This window comes from Rhizobium sp. UGM030330-04, assembly GCF_003208455.1.
GTDB lineage: Bacteria > Pseudomonadota > Alphaproteobacteria > Rhizobiales > Rhizobiaceae > Agrobacterium > Agrobacterium rhizogenes_A.
In genome coordinates this window covers 153,354-168,074 of the sequence record NZ_QKML01000013.1, presented here as the reverse complement: position 1 = coordinate 168,074, position 14,721 = coordinate 153,354, and the positions used below count along the sequence as shown (strand labels likewise).

The 14,721-nt window shown below is 61.0% G+C and carries 14 protein-coding genes; 3 read left to right on the top strand and 11 right to left on the bottom strand.

Features of this window, described 5'->3' with window-relative positions:
• On the top strand, window positions 1-996 hold the full coding sequence (locus N434_RS19890) for a carbohydrate ABC transporter permease (RefSeq protein ID WP_110759993.1): 996 nt from the start codon (window positions 1-3) through the stop codon (window positions 994-996).
• 2 nt (window positions 997-998) lie between these two features.
• Window positions 999-2,048 carry a carbohydrate ABC transporter permease gene (locus N434_RS19885; RefSeq protein ID WP_110759992.1) on the top strand — a complete coding sequence of 350 codons (1,050 nt, stop codon included), beginning with the start codon at window positions 999-1,001 and terminating at the stop codon, window positions 2,046-2,048.
• Between the two features lie 249 nt (window positions 2,049-2,297).
• On the opposite strand, the gene N434_RS19880 is transcribed toward N434_RS19885, so the two are convergent.
• The 10 genes from N434_RS19880 to N434_RS19830 form a co-directional block, all read right to left on the bottom strand.
• Window positions 2,298-3,344 (bottom strand): LacI family DNA-binding transcriptional regulator, encoded by a 1,047-nt coding sequence (locus N434_RS19880; RefSeq protein WP_174029815.1) that lies wholly within the window; start codon window positions 3,342-3,344, stop codon window positions 2,298-2,300.
• A 206-nt stretch (window positions 3,345-3,550) separates the two neighbouring features.
• The gene (locus N434_RS19875) at window positions 3,551-4,336 is read right to left on the bottom strand and encodes a TIM barrel protein (protein ID WP_110759991.1); all 786 of its coding nucleotides are present in this window, start codon (window positions 4,334-4,336) and stop codon (window positions 3,551-3,553) included.
• 8 nt (window positions 4,337-4,344) lie between these two features.
• Window positions 4,345-5,355 (bottom strand): Gfo/Idh/MocA family protein, encoded by a 1,011-nt coding sequence (locus N434_RS19870; RefSeq protein ID WP_110759990.1) that lies wholly within the window; start codon window positions 5,353-5,355, stop codon window positions 4,345-4,347.
• 10 nt (window positions 5,356-5,365) lie between these two features.
• Complete coding sequence (locus N434_RS19865; protein ID WP_110759989.1) at window positions 5,366-6,262, bottom strand: sugar phosphate isomerase/epimerase family protein; 897 nt, start codon at window positions 6,260-6,262, stop codon at window positions 5,366-5,368.
• Window positions 6,263-6,308: 46 nt separating this feature from the next.
• Window positions 6,309-7,232, bottom strand: coding sequence for a substrate-binding domain-containing protein (locus N434_RS19860; RefSeq protein ID WP_110759988.1), 924 nt, complete (start codon window positions 7,230-7,232; stop codon window positions 6,309-6,311).
• Window positions 7,233-7,369: 137 nt separating this feature from the next.
• On the bottom strand, window positions 7,370-8,311 hold the full coding sequence (locus tag N434_RS19855; protein WP_110760023.1) for a sugar ABC transporter substrate-binding protein: 942 nt from the start codon (window positions 8,309-8,311) through the stop codon (window positions 7,370-7,372).
• Between the two features lie 282 nt (window positions 8,312-8,593).
• The gene (locus N434_RS19850) at window positions 8,594-9,622 is read right to left on the bottom strand and encodes a LacI family DNA-binding transcriptional regulator (RefSeq protein WP_110760022.1); all 1,029 of its coding nucleotides are present in this window, start codon (window positions 9,620-9,622) and stop codon (window positions 8,594-8,596) included.
• Window positions 9,623-10,123: 501 nt separating this feature from the next.
• Complete coding sequence (gene pcaF, locus N434_RS19840) at window positions 10,124-11,329, bottom strand: 3-oxoadipyl-CoA thiolase (protein WP_110759986.1); 1,206 nt, start codon at window positions 11,327-11,329, stop codon at window positions 10,124-10,126.
• Window positions 11,330-11,456: 127 nt separating this feature from the next.
• The gene (locus tag N434_RS19835) at window positions 11,457-12,152 is read right to left on the bottom strand and encodes a CoA transferase subunit B (RefSeq protein ID WP_065116968.1); all 696 of its coding nucleotides are present in this window, start codon (window positions 12,150-12,152) and stop codon (window positions 11,457-11,459) included.
• Window positions 12,149-12,856 (bottom strand): 3-oxoacid CoA-transferase subunit A, encoded by a 708-nt coding sequence (locus N434_RS19830; protein ID WP_110759985.1) that lies wholly within the window; start codon window positions 12,854-12,856, stop codon window positions 12,149-12,151. The genes N434_RS19835 and N434_RS19830 overlap by 4 nt, the downstream gene beginning before the upstream one ends.
• A 139-nt stretch (window positions 12,857-12,995) precedes the next feature.
• Here N434_RS19830 and N434_RS19825 point away from each other — a divergent pair, with 139 nt between their 5' ends.
• A complete protein-coding gene (locus tag N434_RS19825; RefSeq protein ID WP_110759984.1) occupies window positions 12,996-13,757 on the top strand; it encodes an IclR family transcriptional regulator in 762 nt (253 codons plus the stop codon).
• Here the strand turns inward: N434_RS19825 and N434_RS19820 are convergent.
• Window positions 13,727-14,656, bottom strand: coding sequence for a helix-turn-helix domain-containing protein (locus N434_RS19820; RefSeq protein WP_110759983.1), 930 nt, complete (start codon window positions 14,654-14,656; stop codon window positions 13,727-13,729). The genes N434_RS19825 and N434_RS19820 overlap by 31 nt on opposite strands.
• Window positions 14,657-14,721 lie beyond the last annotated feature (65 nt).

Genomic DNA, 14,721 nt, shown 5'->3' with positions numbered 1-14,721 from the left:
ATGGCCAATCCGACGCTTGCGAGACTGTCCGACCGTGCGCTCGATGCCGTGATGGCGATTGCCGAAGTGCCGCTCAACTTCATCGAGCGGCTGATCGGCAAAAGGCGCATGCCCTATATTTTCCTGATGCCGAACCTCGTTCTCTTCGGCATCTTCACCTTCCTGCCGATTGCGATTGCCGTCGGTTACGCCTTTACCGGCGGCACCGAACTTCTCATCACCGACCGTCCCTTCGTCGGGCTGGAGAATTTCGGTAAGCTGCTGGATTGCCAGAGTTACATGGACCCCGGAAGCTGCCGGGAATCGCTGTTCTGGACGGCGATCTGGAACACGCTGTGGTTCGTCGGCTTCAATGTCGTCGCCACGCTGCTGGTTGCGCTCATCACCGCCCTCATCCTCAACCGGGCGATTGCCGCGCGCGGTTTCTTCCGCGCCATGTTCTTTTATCCCGTCCTGCTGTCGCCCGTCGTCATCGGCCTCATCTGGAAATGGTTCCTCGACCGCAACGGCCTGCTGAACGCCTTTTTCCAGATGCTCGGCGTACCGCCGGAAATCTTCCTGCTGGATGTCGGCTGGTCGCGTTTCTTCGTCGTGGTGGTCTCGGTCTGGTTCCATATGGGCTTTTATACGCTGATCCTGCTGGCCGGCCTTCAGGCCATCCCGAAGGACCTTTATGAAGCCGCCGCCATCGACGCCGCCTCACCCCGGCGCACGCTTTTCCGCATCACCCTGCCGCTTCTCGGCCCAAACCTGCTCGTCGTGTTCATCTTGCTGATGATCAGATCGGTGCAAATCTTTGATGAAGCTTGGGTTCTTACCAACGGCGGCGGACCGGGCACAGCCAATACATTCGTCGTTCAATATATCTACCAGATGGCCTTCGGCAGCGATCTCAGGCTGTTCGGCCTTGCGTCTGCCGCATCGGTTCTGATGGGTCTTGTGCTTCTCGCACTCACCCTCGTGCAGCTGCGCCTCGGCAAAAAGATGGAGTCCTGACCATGTCCAACGCCGTCTCCTTCCTCACGCGCACCCGCCGCCCCGGCCGGATCGGCCTTACCGATATCCTGTCGTGGGTCTGGCTCATCGGCGGCACGCTCGCCGTCCTCATCCCGGTCGTCTGGGCCGCCATGTCATCGCTGAAACCGGAAGCCGAAATCACCCGGTTTCCGCCAAGCCTTCTGCCGCGCGCCGCCGTGCAGGTGGAGGTGCCAGGTTACGACAAACAGCTCAGCCTGTGGAAAGCCACCATCGATGGTGTGGAGCGGGAAATGGCCATGGTCCGCCGCGTTGGCCTCAAGGCCCAGATGGTCGATCCGGCCAATCCCGGCCCGCCGGTCAGCGTCGATACACGGGAAATAACGCCCGTCCAGAAACTGACCATTGCAACGGAAAACTTCACCGATCCGCTCACCCGGTTCAGCTTTTTGACCTTCCTCAAGAACTCGGTCTTCGTCACTTTCGTGGCGACTATCCTGACGCTGATCGTCAATGCCATGGCAGCCTTTGCGCTGTCGAAATACCGCTTCCGCGGCGAGAAGGCGATCTTCGTGCTGATCATCTCCACCCTGATGATCCCGCTCACCGTCGTCATGGTGCCGGCATATCTCGTCATCGTCGGTGTCGGCCTCGTCGACAATCTCTGGGGCGTCATCATCCCTACCGTGGCCACACCAACCGGCGTGTTCCTGCTCAGGCAATATATGCTGACCATTCCCGATGAGCTGATCGAGGCGGCCCGCGTCGATGCCGCCAGCGAATTTCGCATCTTCTGGCGCATCATCCTGCCGCTGACGGCGCCGGCACTTGCGGTTCTCGCCATCTTCTCGGTTCTCTGGCGCTGGAACGACTTCCTCTGGCCGCTAATCGTTCTCAGCAGCCGCGAAAACTTCACGCTGCAGGTGGGGCTGAACGCCTTCCAGGGCGAGTTCTCGGTGCAATGGCACTATATTCTCGCCATGACCTTCCTCAGCCTGGCACCTGTCACCGTCGTCTTCCTGTTCCTGCAGCGCTACATCACGACGGGAATTGCCGGCACGGGGATGAAGTAAAGGGGATTATGGACACTCGCGTTGAAACCCTGACTTCACCGTTGGCTTGGTGATGTCACAGGTGCTCCTTTCACCCCGTCATCCCGGCCCTGAGCCGGGATCCAGCCAGCCCAAGTCTTTGGGCTGAAAGGAGTCTTCCCGTCGCGCGGACGCGCGTCGGCTGGATTCCGGCTCAAGGCCGGAATGACGGGAGGAGAGCTAATCGCCCTAAAGACATATGGCCACGAGCCCCGGAGGCGTTGGATCACCCTACTTCGGTGGCGGCGCGATGCTGCCCCTTAAAACCAGCCGACAGCCAAGTTCCAGCCGGTGCGCCGGACGCGTCGGATCGGCCGCCACAAGCCGCTGCTCCAGCAGCGAAAGCGCCGCCCCGCCCAGCCGGTCGGCCGGCAGCTGGATGGTGCTGAGCGGCGGCGCGCTGAAGGCGGCCGGCATGATATCGTCGAAACCCAGCACCGAGACATCATCGGGAACCCGGATACCGGCTTCCGTCAGCGCCTTCAGACAGCCGAGCGCCAGATTGTCGGCGGCGCAGAAAATGGCGGTGGCGTTTCTGAGCGGGTATTCCTCGGCCAGCAGGCGGCGAATGGCGATCTCGCCCCATTCCGGCTCATAACTCTCCACCTCGATGACCATATCGGCCGGAACTGTCAGGCCAGCCGCCAGAAAGGCGTCGCTATAACCATCATAACGGCGGCGGATCGTCGTGCGCCCCTTCCAGGTGATATGCAGGATATTGCGGTGCCCGAGCGACAGCAGATGCTCGATACCGAGCCGTGCGCCAAAACGGTTTTCGGCCGTCACCGTATCGACGATCATGGCCGGATCTTCGCCATTGATCAGCACCACCGGCCTGGAAAGCGCGGACAGCGCCTCGACCAGCTGCGACCTGTCATCATTCAAGACCACGATACCATCGACATTGTCGGCATCGGCAGCCTCCGCCACAGCGACCGGATCAAGCCGGCTCGTCGCGCTGACATAGGGAACGATACGAATGCCGCGCCGCTCGCATTCGCGACGGAAGCCGTTCAGCATCGTCCAGCTGACCATGTTGAGGTCGCTCTGCGGCGCGGCATCATTGGTCATGGCGAGCAGCACCACGCGCAGGGTGGCGATAGTCGCCTTCTGCCGGCGGTTTTCAAGGTAACCAAGCGTGCGGGCCGCCTCCAGCACCCGCTCGCGAACCTGTGCTGTCAAGGGTGCGGTGCCATTGAGGGCATGCGAAGCGGTACTCAGCGAAACATTCGCCTCCCGCGCCACGTCCTTAAGCGTCGTTTTCCTGTCTATTTTCATAAAGGGGAAATTCAACCACTCTTCTTCGGACGGTGCGGGCAGAAAGCCTGCCTCACGCAGTCGATCTGAAGAATACCCGTGCCCGTTTGCTGCTCTCTAATCTGCGGAAGACTACAGCATCATCCGTAAATGCGGAATTGATTTCTTTGGGTTTTTAATCCCCCGCAAGAAACGCCGCCCGCGGCGAACCGCGGGCGGCAAGGCGGTCAGAGCGCCTGGGAGATATGGTCGATGCTGCTCTTTACGGCAGCGGCGGGGTCTTTCAGGTCGTGCACTTCCGTCGCGAAGGGTTCGAAGCTGTAAGGCCCCCTGTAACCGACCGCCTCAAGTGTCCTGATCTGGGCGATATTCTCCAGCCGGTCGTCGCCATCCACCAGAACGCGGTGGGCGTCGAGCATGTCGGCGACGGAGACGGCGGGATCGATCACGCCGGAAATGTGGACCAGTCCCGTTCGCTCCGGGAAAAACTCGGTCTCGCCTGCGAGATGGTGGTGGAAGGTGTCGTGCACCAGCCTGTAGACATCGCCGCCACCGGCCGCATCGATGGCCCTGATCGCTTCGGCCTTGGTGCGCAGCGAAGAGATCGGGAAACCGAGCGGCTCGACGAAACCGATCAGGCCGCGTTCCCTAAGGATCGGCTTCATGGCCTTCAGCGCCGTGACGAGATCGTCAAAAGACACTGCCGTGCCGTCATTGAGCGGGCACATGACCAGCGCTTTCGCGCCGCTTGCCGCCGCATAATCGGCCATCGCGACGGCCCGCGCAGGCAGGTCGCCCGACCAGACGTTGAAGGGGTAAAGCGCATTGATCGAGATGATCGTCACACCCGCCTTTTCGGCCGCCGCCTTTACCGCGGCCGGCTCCACCGTGCCGACGATATCAGGCAGGTCGTTGCGGATTTCGACTTCGGTAAGGCCGAGTTCGCGGGCGGTTGCGAAGAACGCCTCAAGGGAAAGCTTCGGCGCGGTGATGTGGTTGATGGCAAAACGCATGAAAGACCTCACTGATAAAGGGCGGGACGGATGGGAAGCTTGATTTCAACAGCCGCCCCGTCCTTTTCCTGCGCGGCCACGCAGGCGTCGGAGGTGATGGCGGCCACGTAGCCGTCCCAGGAATTCGGTCCCGAAGCCGTGCCCTTTGCCGCCGCGTGGATGAAATCCTGCAATTCGACATCGTAGCTGGCGATGAAGCGATCCTTCCAGTCGGTGAGGATATCGTTCTGCAGCTTGGCGCCGAGGCGCGTCTGCACCGACATCGGCTCCGGCAGGCTGGCAATACCGTCTTCGCCCACCACCTGGCACTGGATATCGTAGCCGTAGTGGCAATTGACGAAGATTTCGACGTCGATGATCGTGCCCTTGGCGGTTTCCAGAATGACGATCTGCGGATCCTTCAGTTTGGCATGGCTGCGGGCGGCGGAGCGGGGAAAGAGAACGCGGGCCGAAACATAGTCATCGTCAAGCAACCAGCGCAGCACGTCGATCTCGTGGATCATCGTGTCGTGGATCGCCATGGGCGTGACATATTGCTCCGGGACCGTCGGGTTGCGGTGGGCGGCATGCACCATGATCGGCGCGCCGATCCTGTTATCCACGGCCTGTTTCAGCGCCACGTAACCGGCATCATAACGGCGCATGAAGCCCACCTGAACCAGCCGTTTGCCATGCGCCACTTCGGCGTCGACGATGCGTCTTGCGCCTTCGGCCGTTGTCGCCAGCGGCTTTTCACAGAAGCACGGCTTGCCGGCGGCAATGGCCGCCAGCACATATTGTTCATGGGTTGCGCCCCATGACGTGACGAGCACGGCATCCACGTCCGGCGATGCGATCAGCTCTTCGCCGGTGGCGAACACGACGGCATCCGGGGCGATGTCGTTTTTGACCGCCTCGGCCGAGGCGCGGTTGACGTCGCTCAGCGCAACGATCTTCGCGCCGCCCAGAACTTGATTGATACGGCGGGCGTGATCACGCCCGATTGCGCCGGTGCCGACGACACCAATTCTCACAGTCATCTGAAAAACCTCATTTCCAGTATTTGGCGACGTATCGCCGGGTTTCGCTGAGCATGAACCGCGCGCTTTCATCGACGCGGTCTTCCCAGGCAAAGACGCAGTTCGACAGCACGCCATCGAATTTCATGTCGGCAAGCGTCGCAAAGAAGGTTTCCCAGTCGATTTCGCCCTGGCCGAAATCGGTATGCTGATGCACTCGGACCTTCGAGCCGGGCGGATTGACGATATAACGCAGCTGCGACGACTTGTTGTGGTCATAGGTATCGGCAAGGCGCACATGCACCAGATGGCCCTCGGTCGCGCGCAGGTTCGCCACCATGTCCGGCCCGTAAAAGAACGTATGCGGCGCGATGAAGGAGGCCTTTACCGCCTTGGAATTGATGGTCTTGATGATGTCGATGGCCGGGGCGATTTCCTCGAGCCAGTCTTCGGGATGCGCCTCCAGCGACAACACCAGCCCTTCCCGCTCGAGGATCGGCACCAGAATATCCATGGCGCGGAAGAACTGCGCCTCGCAGGTCTCCGGGCGGTGGAGACCGGAACGGTCGTTAAGGCTGCGCTCCGGCGAGCCGCCACGGCCGAATTCCGAAACGAACATCGGGCATTCCATCTCGACGGCAATCTCGATGGCGCGTTTCCAGTTGTCGACCGCCACCTCCCATTCGTCCGGGTAAGGGCTTGCCCAGCGATACATCGGCTGCAGCGTGGCGAGGCCGACACCATGGTCCTTCAGCGCCTTTTTGAATTCGGCGACCCGTTCGGGATAGACCTTCGGCCTCGTCCACCAGGAGAGAAAATCCGGACGCGGCGAAAGTTCGACGTATTCATAACCGAGGTCTGCGACCTTGCGGCAGGTTTCGGCCAGGGAGAGGTGCCGGAACATGTGGGGATCGAGCGTATGTTTCATGGCTGTTTCCAGTGGAGTGATAGATGGACCGGGGCAGAAGCCCCGGCTATTTGGCGTAGGCGGACATGTTTTCCGGGGTGACGAGTTCGAAGGGCACCCAGAGCGTCTTCTCAGTGCCTTGCCCGGCGGCGGCCTTCACCGCCGTCTGAACCGAGACCTCGCCCTGCTTCGTCGCATTCTGGTAAACGGTGATATCGAGATCGCCGGCCTGCATGGCGGCAAGACCGTCCGGCGTGGCGTCGATGCCGGCGATGACGACATCCTTCATGGCAACGCCCGCTGCCTTGAGGGCCTGCGCGGCGCCGATCGCCATTTCATCATTATTGGCGATGACGGCATCGAACTGGATGCCCGCCGTCAGCCAGGAGGAGACAAGGTCCTGCGCCTGCGTGCGGCTCCAGTTCGCTGTCTGCTTTTCGAGGATTTCGATCTTGCAATCCGGTTTGGAAAATACCGTTTCGACATCCTTGGTGCGCACCAGTGCCGCGTGGTTTTCCAATGGTCCCATCAGGATGACGGCCTTGCCCTTGCCGCCCATCAGCTTGCAGGCGGCTTCAGCTTCCATGGTGCCGGAATCGAGTTCGTTGGAACCGACAAAGGCCGTGCCGTCAGGCAGCCCGGTTTCCAGTTCGGCCGGCGGATGGTTGACATACACCAGCGGAATTTTGGCGGCTGATGCGGCCTTGGTGATTGCGGCGGTGGCGTCGCCATCCACGGCATTGACGATGATCGCATCGACACCATTGGCGATGAAATTCTGCACCTGATTAAGCTGCTTCGACGGATCAAGCTGGGCATCCTCGACCAGAAGCTCGATGTTTTTATCGCGTCCGGCCTCGGCCCTGATACCGTTGAGCAGGATCGTCAGAAACGGATTGTCGAAAGACGTCATCGAGACTGCGATACGGGTCTCGGCAAGGGCCGGTGTCGCGAAGATGCAGAGTGCCGTCGCCATCAATAGTTTCTTCAAGGTTTCCTCCCACGGAAATCGCTGCTGGTTGCTTCATGTCGTGTCGCCGGAGCCGGCCATCCTGCCGGCTCCGGCGCGTTCGGCCTGCCCGGCGGCACTCCCCGGGAGCGGAGAAGCCGCCTGGGCAAGACCATGGCTCAGTTCTTGGCCTGATAGTTCTTGAGGTTGTCAGGCGTGACGAGTTCGAAGGGCACGAAGACCTTCTTGTCCACCGCATCGCCTTTGGCGAGTTTCAGCGCCGCATCCAGCGCCCCCTTGCCCTGGCCTGCGGCGTTCTGGAAAACGCTCACATCCAGATCGCCCGCCGCCATGGCGGCCAGCGCATCCTGCGTGGCGTCGATGCCGGCGATGATGACACTGTCCATCGACCGGCCTGCCGCCTTCAGCGACTGGATGGCGCCGATGGCCATCTCGTCATTGTTGGAAATGACGGCATCGAACTCAACGCCGGCTGAAAGCCAGTTGGTCATCAGGTCCGAGCCCTGCGTGCGCGACCAGTTGGCGGATTGTTCCTCGACAAGCTTGATGAAGCTGCATTCGGGCGTGGCGACGACATCCTTGATATCCTGCGTGCGCATGCGCGCCGCCTGGTTGGAAAGCTCGCCCATCATCACCACCGCCTTGGCTTCCGTCTTGCCCGCTTCCTTCAAAAGCCGGCAGACTTCCTGCGTCTGCAGCGTGCCCGACTGTTTTTCATCGGAGGCGACGAAGGCCTGTTTGTCCGGCAGGCTGTCGAGATTGACCGGCTGGCGGTTGACGTAAACGAGCGGAATGCCGGCGGCGGCAGCGGCCTGCGAAAGCGCCACGGTCGCGTCCGTATCGACAGGATTGACGATGATGGCATCAACGCCGGCGGCGACGAAATTCTGTACCTGGCTCAGCTGCTTGCCGACATCGTTCTGCGCATCCTCGACCTGCAGCGACACGCCGCTCATGCCCTTGGAATAATCAATCATGCCGTTGCGCAGCACGGTCAGGAAATTATCGTCGAACAGGGCCATCGAAACCCCGACGGTCTGCGCCGATGCGCCCGTTGCCAGCATCGTGGCGAAAGCTGCAATTGCGAAATGTCTTTTCATGTCGTTCTCCTCCAAACCCCTTTGAAAAGAACCGGTCGAGCCGGCCTGAGCGCATCGCGCCGCCACCGCCTTCCGGCAAAAGCTGGCCTTCGCCACGAAGGAAACCCGCAGCGTCAAACAGCCTTGAAATAATCTAATGTCGCGTGGGTCCGGCCTCCTGCCCGTTCCGCACGCAGGCCAAGATTTCCTAGTCCGGCCCCGGCGTCAACGCGTCAGAGACCGCCGAAACCATCAAGCCTGATAGAAACGGACACCGGAATTATGATGGAATCCATCAAACCATCAAAGGCTCTCAGGAACCCACAGATGCGCAGGCACAAAACGCTGTCCCGGCGTTTCCGCCATGCCGTGTTCGATGGTGTGAACCATGGTGGCCAGAAGGTCGGCGCACAGCTCGCGTAATGGTGTCTGGAAAACGCCGCTGATGCGCCTTTCCAGCAGCGCCTGACGGGATTCGGGCGTCAGTTCATTCACGAGGCAGACGATGTTTTCGTGCCGGTTTTCCTGCTGCAGCGCCTCGATCACCCCTTCCATGCCACCGCCGATGCAATAGATGCCGACGAGATCGCCGTGCTTGGCGATGGTGTCCATCACAAGCTCATAGGTCAGGCGACGCGTTTCCAGCGTGATGAGGGCATCCATCACCTCAAATTCCGACGCATATTCCCGCATGTAGCTGCGAAAGCCGGTTTCGCGCAGCGAATGGCCGTGGAACCGGTGCCCGCCCAGCAGCAGAAGTACCTTGCCCCTGCTGCGCGCCAGCTGCGAAATCATCCAGGCTGCCGTGCGCCCAACCTTCATATTGTTGGCGCCGAGATAGGCCTCCCGCACGCCCTGAGCAAAATCGGACAGCAGCGAAAAGGTCGGTATACCCTTGGCCTTCAGCGCCTCGACAGCGGCCGTGACATCGTGATGGTCCGGCCCCGTGGCGGCAACCGCCTGCACACGGCCCTTCATTCCGGTCAGCAGCGCCGCAAGCTCGCCCGGTTCGCCGGACTGCGCGAATTCGATGCGCAGGTTGAGGTGGCGATCGCGGATGTTGCGCGCCGCAAGCTCCAGCTCATCGGCGAAGGTCTGATAAAAGGCGTGCCGTTCTTTACGCAGTATGATGCCGAGACTGTAGGACGGCATATCGGCCAGCATACGCTGGCGGATGATGTTGGTGGCGTGGAAACCGATCTTCTCCGCCGCCTCGAACACCCGCCGCGCGGTCTCCTCCCGCACCGGCAGGCGGCCGTTCAGCACCCGGTCGACGGTGGCAACGCTGACGCCGGCGGCTTTTGCGACATCGGTGATGGTTGGACGCTTCATGCTGGCTCCCGCAGGCGGAAAGATTTCCGTCATATCTCGCAAAACATGTCACGGATGATGATGGAATCCAATATGGCGAAGGGATATGGCTGGGAGCGTCATGGGAAAAATTCCGACCCGCCGCCGCTTGAACAGTTCCAGCTTTGCCAGTCCATCACGACTAACCACTGCGACTAGTCTATCACGCCTCCTCCCTGTGCTTGTCACAGGGATCCAGCCAGCCCAAGTCCTTGGGCTGAAGGAGACTCTCCGCCGCGCAGACGCGCGTCGGCTGGATTCCTGTGACAAGCACAGGAATGAGGGGGAGTAGGTGGGCTGGGTGGTATGGGCCAACGCAAGCAAATCGTCGGCCAGCGGCCTGAACGGCCCAACCACCGTCATGAAACCGCGGCAGCGACATTCATACCCATTTAAGGGGGCATTCGCACCGTTTTACAGCAGCATCCGCACCATATCGTAACGGCACTCGCCTGTATCCCGATACGGAAGCCGCTTGTCCCGTCAGACCCGCTCCAGTGCCACGGCAATTCCCTGCCCGACGCCGATGCACATGGTGGCGAACGCAAGCCGCTTACCGGTCAGCGCAAGTTCAAGCGCCGCCGTGCCGGCAATGCGGGCACCCGACATGCCGAGCGGATGACCAAGGGCGATCGCGCCGCCGTTTGCGTTGACCCGCGCATCGTCATCGGCAATGCCAAGCTGGCGCAACGTCGCAAGGCCCTGGCTGGCAAAGGCCTCGTTCAGCTCGATCACGTCAAGCTGTTCCTGTTTCAACCCGAGCCGTGCCAAAAGCTTGGCCGAGGCAGGGGCCGGGCCTATGCCCATGACGCGCGGCGGCACGCCCGCGGCGGCACCGCCAAGAATGCGGGCAATCGGCGTCAGACCGTATTTCTTCGCCGCTTCCGCCGAAGCGATGATGAGCGCGGCGGCACCGTCATTAACACCGGACGCATTGCCCGCCGTCACCGTCGCGCCATCGCGCCTGTTCACCGGCTTCAGCTTTGCCAGTGCTTCGAGACTGGTCGCACGCGGATGTTCGTCTCTGGAGACGAAAAGCGGATCGCCCTTGCGCTGCGGGATCGTCACCGAGACGATTTCCTTGTCGAGACGGCCATTGGCCTGCGCATCCGCCGCCTTCTGCTGGCTGCGCACGGCGAAAGCATCCTGATCCTCCCGCGAGACCTGATAATCGACCGCGACATTGTCACCCGTTTCCGGCATGGAATCGACGCCATATTGCGCCTTCATCAGCGGGTTGACGAAACGCCAGCCGATGGTGGTGTCATAGATTTCGGCATTGCGCGAAAAGGCGCTCTCCGCCTTCGGCAGAACGAAGGGCGCGCGGCTCATGCTTTCCACGCCGCCGGCGATCATCAGTTCCGCCTCGCCCGATTTGACGGCACGGGCGGCCGCGATGACGGCATCCATGCCCGAGCCGCAAAGCCGGTTGATCGTCGTTCCGGTCACCGAAACCGGCAGGCCGGCGAGCAGCAGCGACATGCGTGCCACATTGCGGTTATCCTCGCCCGCCTGGTTGGCGCAGCCGAAGATCACGTCCTCGACAGCCTCCCAGTCGACGGAAGGATTGCGCTCCATCAGCGCCTTCAGCGGCACCGCGCCGAGATCGTCAGCGCGAACCGAGGAGAGCGCGCCGCCGAAGCGGCCGATGGGCGTGCGGATATAATCGCAGATATAGGCTTCGGTCATCGGTCTTTCCTTAGAGCGTTTCGAGTCAAAAGCGGTAACGCTTTTACGTCCGGACAACACGTAAAATCAAAGAGATAGATCGGTTTGGCTTCTCGAAGAAAAGCCAAACCGATCTAGAGCTCCGGCCTTAAAGTTCCGGCGCGACGAGATCGGTTACCTCGCCATCCACACTGAGCGGCGCACCGGTCATGGCCTGCAATTCCTCAAACGTCATCGCCGGCAGTTTTTCACGCAGCACGAAACGGCCATCCACCACATCGATGACAGCATGGCTGGTATAGATGCGGGTGATGCAGCCAACGCCGGTCAGCGGAAAGCTGCATTTTTCCACCAGCTTCGGTTCGCCCTTCTTGGTCACATGTTCGGTGATGACGAAGACCTGCTTGGCGCCATGCACCAGATCCATGGCGCCACCCACTGCCGGCACGCCCTTGGAGCCGACGCGCCAATTGGCGAGATCGCCATTCTGCGCCACCTGATAGGCGCCGAGGATCGCCACATCCAGATGCCCGCCGCGCACCATGGCGAAACTGTCGGCATGGTGGAAAAAGGCGGCACCCGGCTTCAATGTGACGGCCTTCTTGCCGGCATTGATGAGGTTCCAGTCCTCTTCACCTTCCGGCGGCGCTTCGCCAAAATTGAGAATACCGTTTTCGGTATGGAAAATCGCCTGTCGACCGGGCGGCTGGTAGCGCGCCACCATTTCCGGAAAGCCGATGCCGAGATTGACGTAAGCACCGTCTTCGATGTCCTGCGCCGCACGCCATGCGATCTGGGCGTTGGAAAGCTTGATGTCTTCGCGGGTGTCGATGGTCTGGGTCATGCGTAGGCTACTCCCGCACGAATGAGGACTTCTTCCTGTTGCGGATCGGGAATTTCCACGACGCCGTTCACGAAAATGCCGGGCGTCACGACATGCTCCGGGTCGATCTCGCCGGCGGCGACGATCTTCGAGACCTGCGCGATGGTGGTCTTCGCGGCCATGCACATCAGCGGGTTAAAATTGCGCCCCGCCTTGTTGTAGGTAAGGTTGCCATAGGTATCGCCAAGCTCGGCTTTCACGATGGCGAAATCCGCCTTCAGCCAGCGTTCCTGAACGTAAGAGCGGCCGTCGAATTCCGCGATCACCTTGCCTTCAGCCAGTTCCGTGCCGAAGCCGGTCGGGGTGTAGAAAGCCGGAATACCCGCACCACCGGCGCGGATGCGCTCGGCGAGCGTGCCCTGCGGCACCAGTTCCAGCTCGATTTCACCGGCCAGATAGCGGTCTGTAAAGGCGCGCGGATCGGAAGAGCGCGGGAAGGAGCAGATCATCTTCCTGACCATGCCCGCATCGATCATCGCGGCGATGCCGATACGGCCATTGCCGGCATTGTTGTTGATGACGGTCAGGTTCTTTGGTCCCCTGTCGATCAGCGCGTGGATCAGCTCGATGGGTGCGCCGGAGCCGCCGAAACCGCCGATCATGATCGTCGCACCGTCACCGATGCCGGAAAGCGCCTCTTCCGCGCTCTTGATTGTCTTGTCCATTCTCAAAACCTCCATCCAGCCAGGCGGATGGAACCGGCAAGGCTGCTTGGCCATGAGGTAAGGCCGAAATTGCCTCGACGGCAAGGGTTTTGTGCGTTATATGATTTTTGTTCGTATATCGCACAAATGGAGGCGTAACATGGCCGTCAGCGAAAGAGACATGATGGGCGGTCTCGCCAAGGGATTGCGGGTGATCGAGGCTTTCAGCGCCGAGCGCCCGCGCCTGTCCATCTCCGACGCTGCCGAGATCGCCGGGCTGGACCGCGCCACCACACGCCGCTGTCTGCTGACCCTTTCGGAGCTTGGTTATGCCGCCTATGACGGCAAGTTCTTCACCGTCACGCCGAAAGTGCTGCGGCTTGGCACCGGCTGCCTCGCCACCATGCCGCTGCCGAAGATCGTCCAGCCGCTCATCGACCGTCTCTCAGAGGAGATCGGCCAGAGCACGTCGGTTTCCATTCTGGACGAGACCGAAATCGTTTATGTCGCCCGCGCCGCGCAACAGCGGGTCATGTCCATTGCGCTGATGCCGGGCTCGCGCCTGCCCGCCTATTGCACCTCCATGGGTCGCGTTCTGCTTTCCGCACAAACACCCGAGCGGCAGCGCGACATTCTCGGAGCTTCCCGGCTGGTTGCCCGCACGGAAAACACGATCACCGATATTCAGGCCCTGCTCGCCGAAATTGAGGTGACCGGCCATCGCGGTTATGCGCTGATCGATCAGGAAGTGGAGATTGGTCTTCGCTCCATCGCCGTGCCGCTGAAAACCATGCGCGGCCAGACGGTTGCCGCGCTCAATGTCGGGCTTGCCGCTTCAGTCGCCTCAATGGAGGAACTGGTGGAGCGTTATCTGCCGGCGCTTCTTTCCGTTCAGCGGGAACTGGCGCGAATGCTGGTCTGAGACTGAGACGGTGTCAGCCGCGCGCCCATGTCGCCCATTTTGCGCTGCTCCTCCAGCCGCCAGGCGCGCGGCGTCATGCCGGTCTCGCGCCTGAAGAAGCGGTTGAAATAAGCGGGATCGGCAAAACCAAGCCCTTCCGCGATCATCTGCACGCTGGAAACCGTGAAGACCAGTTCCTGCTGGGCGATCTCGATCTGACGCTTAGCGATCAGCCGCTGCAGGCTGAGGCCGGAAACCGAACGGACGAGCCGGTTGAGATGGGTTTCTGAAAGGCCGAGTTTCCCTGCGTAAAACCCGGCTTTTTGCGGCTCGCGGATATGGCGGGCGATCAGCGACAGCAACCGTTCGAAACGCTGCTCGGCAAGGCCCTCACCGCTGATTTCCAAAAGCGGTCGCGCCGCCCGTGAAAGAAGCGCAACCACGGTGGCGAGCTGGCCTTCGATCATCGCATCGCGACCGATCTCGCGTGCCTCATATTCCGCGGAAATCCGTTCAAAACCGCTGCGCAGACAGTCTTTCTCAGCAAAATCCTGCAAGGGCAAAAGCACCGGCTGCTGGAAATTCCGCAACAACAACGCCTGCACGGATGCCGGCAGCGACCCCGGCAGCATGGTGACAATCACCCCGCCAATATCGCGTGAGAAGCGGAAGCCATGTTCGAAGCCCGGCGGTACGATGATGGCGACTGGCGGGCGGATAGGCTCGATGCGGCCATCCAGCAATGCATCGCCCTCCCCGCCAAAAATGTACAAGATTTGCAGAAAGGCGACATGACGGTGCAGGCCGATTTCAAAGCGGTGCAGGCTGCTTCGCGAAAAAAGCGTCTCGCAATGAAAGCGAAAATCGGTGCCTTGCAAGGCTTCCTCGCCATAAAGCCCTTCATTGGCAGTCACCCGCATCTCACCCCACTCCTGCGCCTGATGGTCGGATTATGCAATTTACGGACCGGAAAGTCCATTGAGCT

What these genes read in the sequence shown, in the direction of transcription:
- pcaF (WP_110759986.1), bottom strand. Translation starts at nt 11,329, where the DNA reads ATGACCGAAGCCTATATCTGCGATTATATCCGCACGCCCATCGGCCGC.
- N434_RS19865 (WP_110759989.1), bottom strand. Translation starts at nt 6,262, where the DNA reads ATGAAACATACGCTCGATCCCCACATGTTCCGGCACCTCTCCCTGGCC.
- N434_RS19855 (WP_110760023.1), bottom strand. Translation starts at nt 8,311, where the DNA reads ATGAAAAGACATTTCGCAATTGCAGCTTTCGCCACGATGCTGGCAACG.
- N434_RS19870 (WP_110759990.1), bottom strand. Translation starts at nt 5,355, where the DNA reads ATGACTGTGAGAATTGGTGTCGTCGGCACCGGCGCAATCGGGCGTGAT.
- N434_RS19885 (WP_110759992.1), top strand. Translation starts at nt 999, where the DNA reads ATGTCCAACGCCGTCTCCTTCCTCACGCGCACCCGCCGCCCCGGCCGG.
- N434_RS19825 (WP_110759984.1), top strand. Translation starts at nt 12,996, where the DNA reads ATGGCCGTCAGCGAAAGAGACATGATGGGCGGTCTCGCCAAGGGATTG.
- N434_RS19875 (WP_110759991.1), bottom strand. Translation starts at nt 4,336, where the DNA reads ATGCGTTTTGCCATCAACCACATCACCGCGCCGAAGCTTTCCCTTGAG.
- N434_RS19830 (WP_110759985.1), bottom strand. Translation starts at nt 12,856, where the DNA reads ATGGACAAGACAATCAAGAGCGCGGAAGAGGCGCTTTCCGGCATCGGT.
- N434_RS19850 (WP_110760022.1), bottom strand. Translation starts at nt 9,622, where the DNA reads ATGAAGCGTCCAACCATCACCGATGTCGCAAAAGCCGCCGGCGTCAGC.
- N434_RS19820 (WP_110759983.1), bottom strand. Translation starts at nt 14,656, where the DNA reads ATGCGGGTGACTGCCAATGAAGGGCTTTATGGCGAGGAAGCCTTGCAA.
- N434_RS19835 (WP_065116968.1), bottom strand. Translation starts at nt 12,152, where the DNA reads ATGACCCAGACCATCGACACCCGCGAAGACATCAAGCTTTCCAACGCC.
- N434_RS19880 (WP_174029815.1), bottom strand. Translation starts at nt 3,344, where the DNA reads ATGAAAATAGACAGGAAAACGACGCTTAAGGACGTGGCGCGGGAGGCG.
- N434_RS19890 (WP_110759993.1), top strand. Translation starts at nt 1, where the DNA reads ATGGCCAATCCGACGCTTGCGAGACTGTCCGACCGTGCGCTCGATGCC.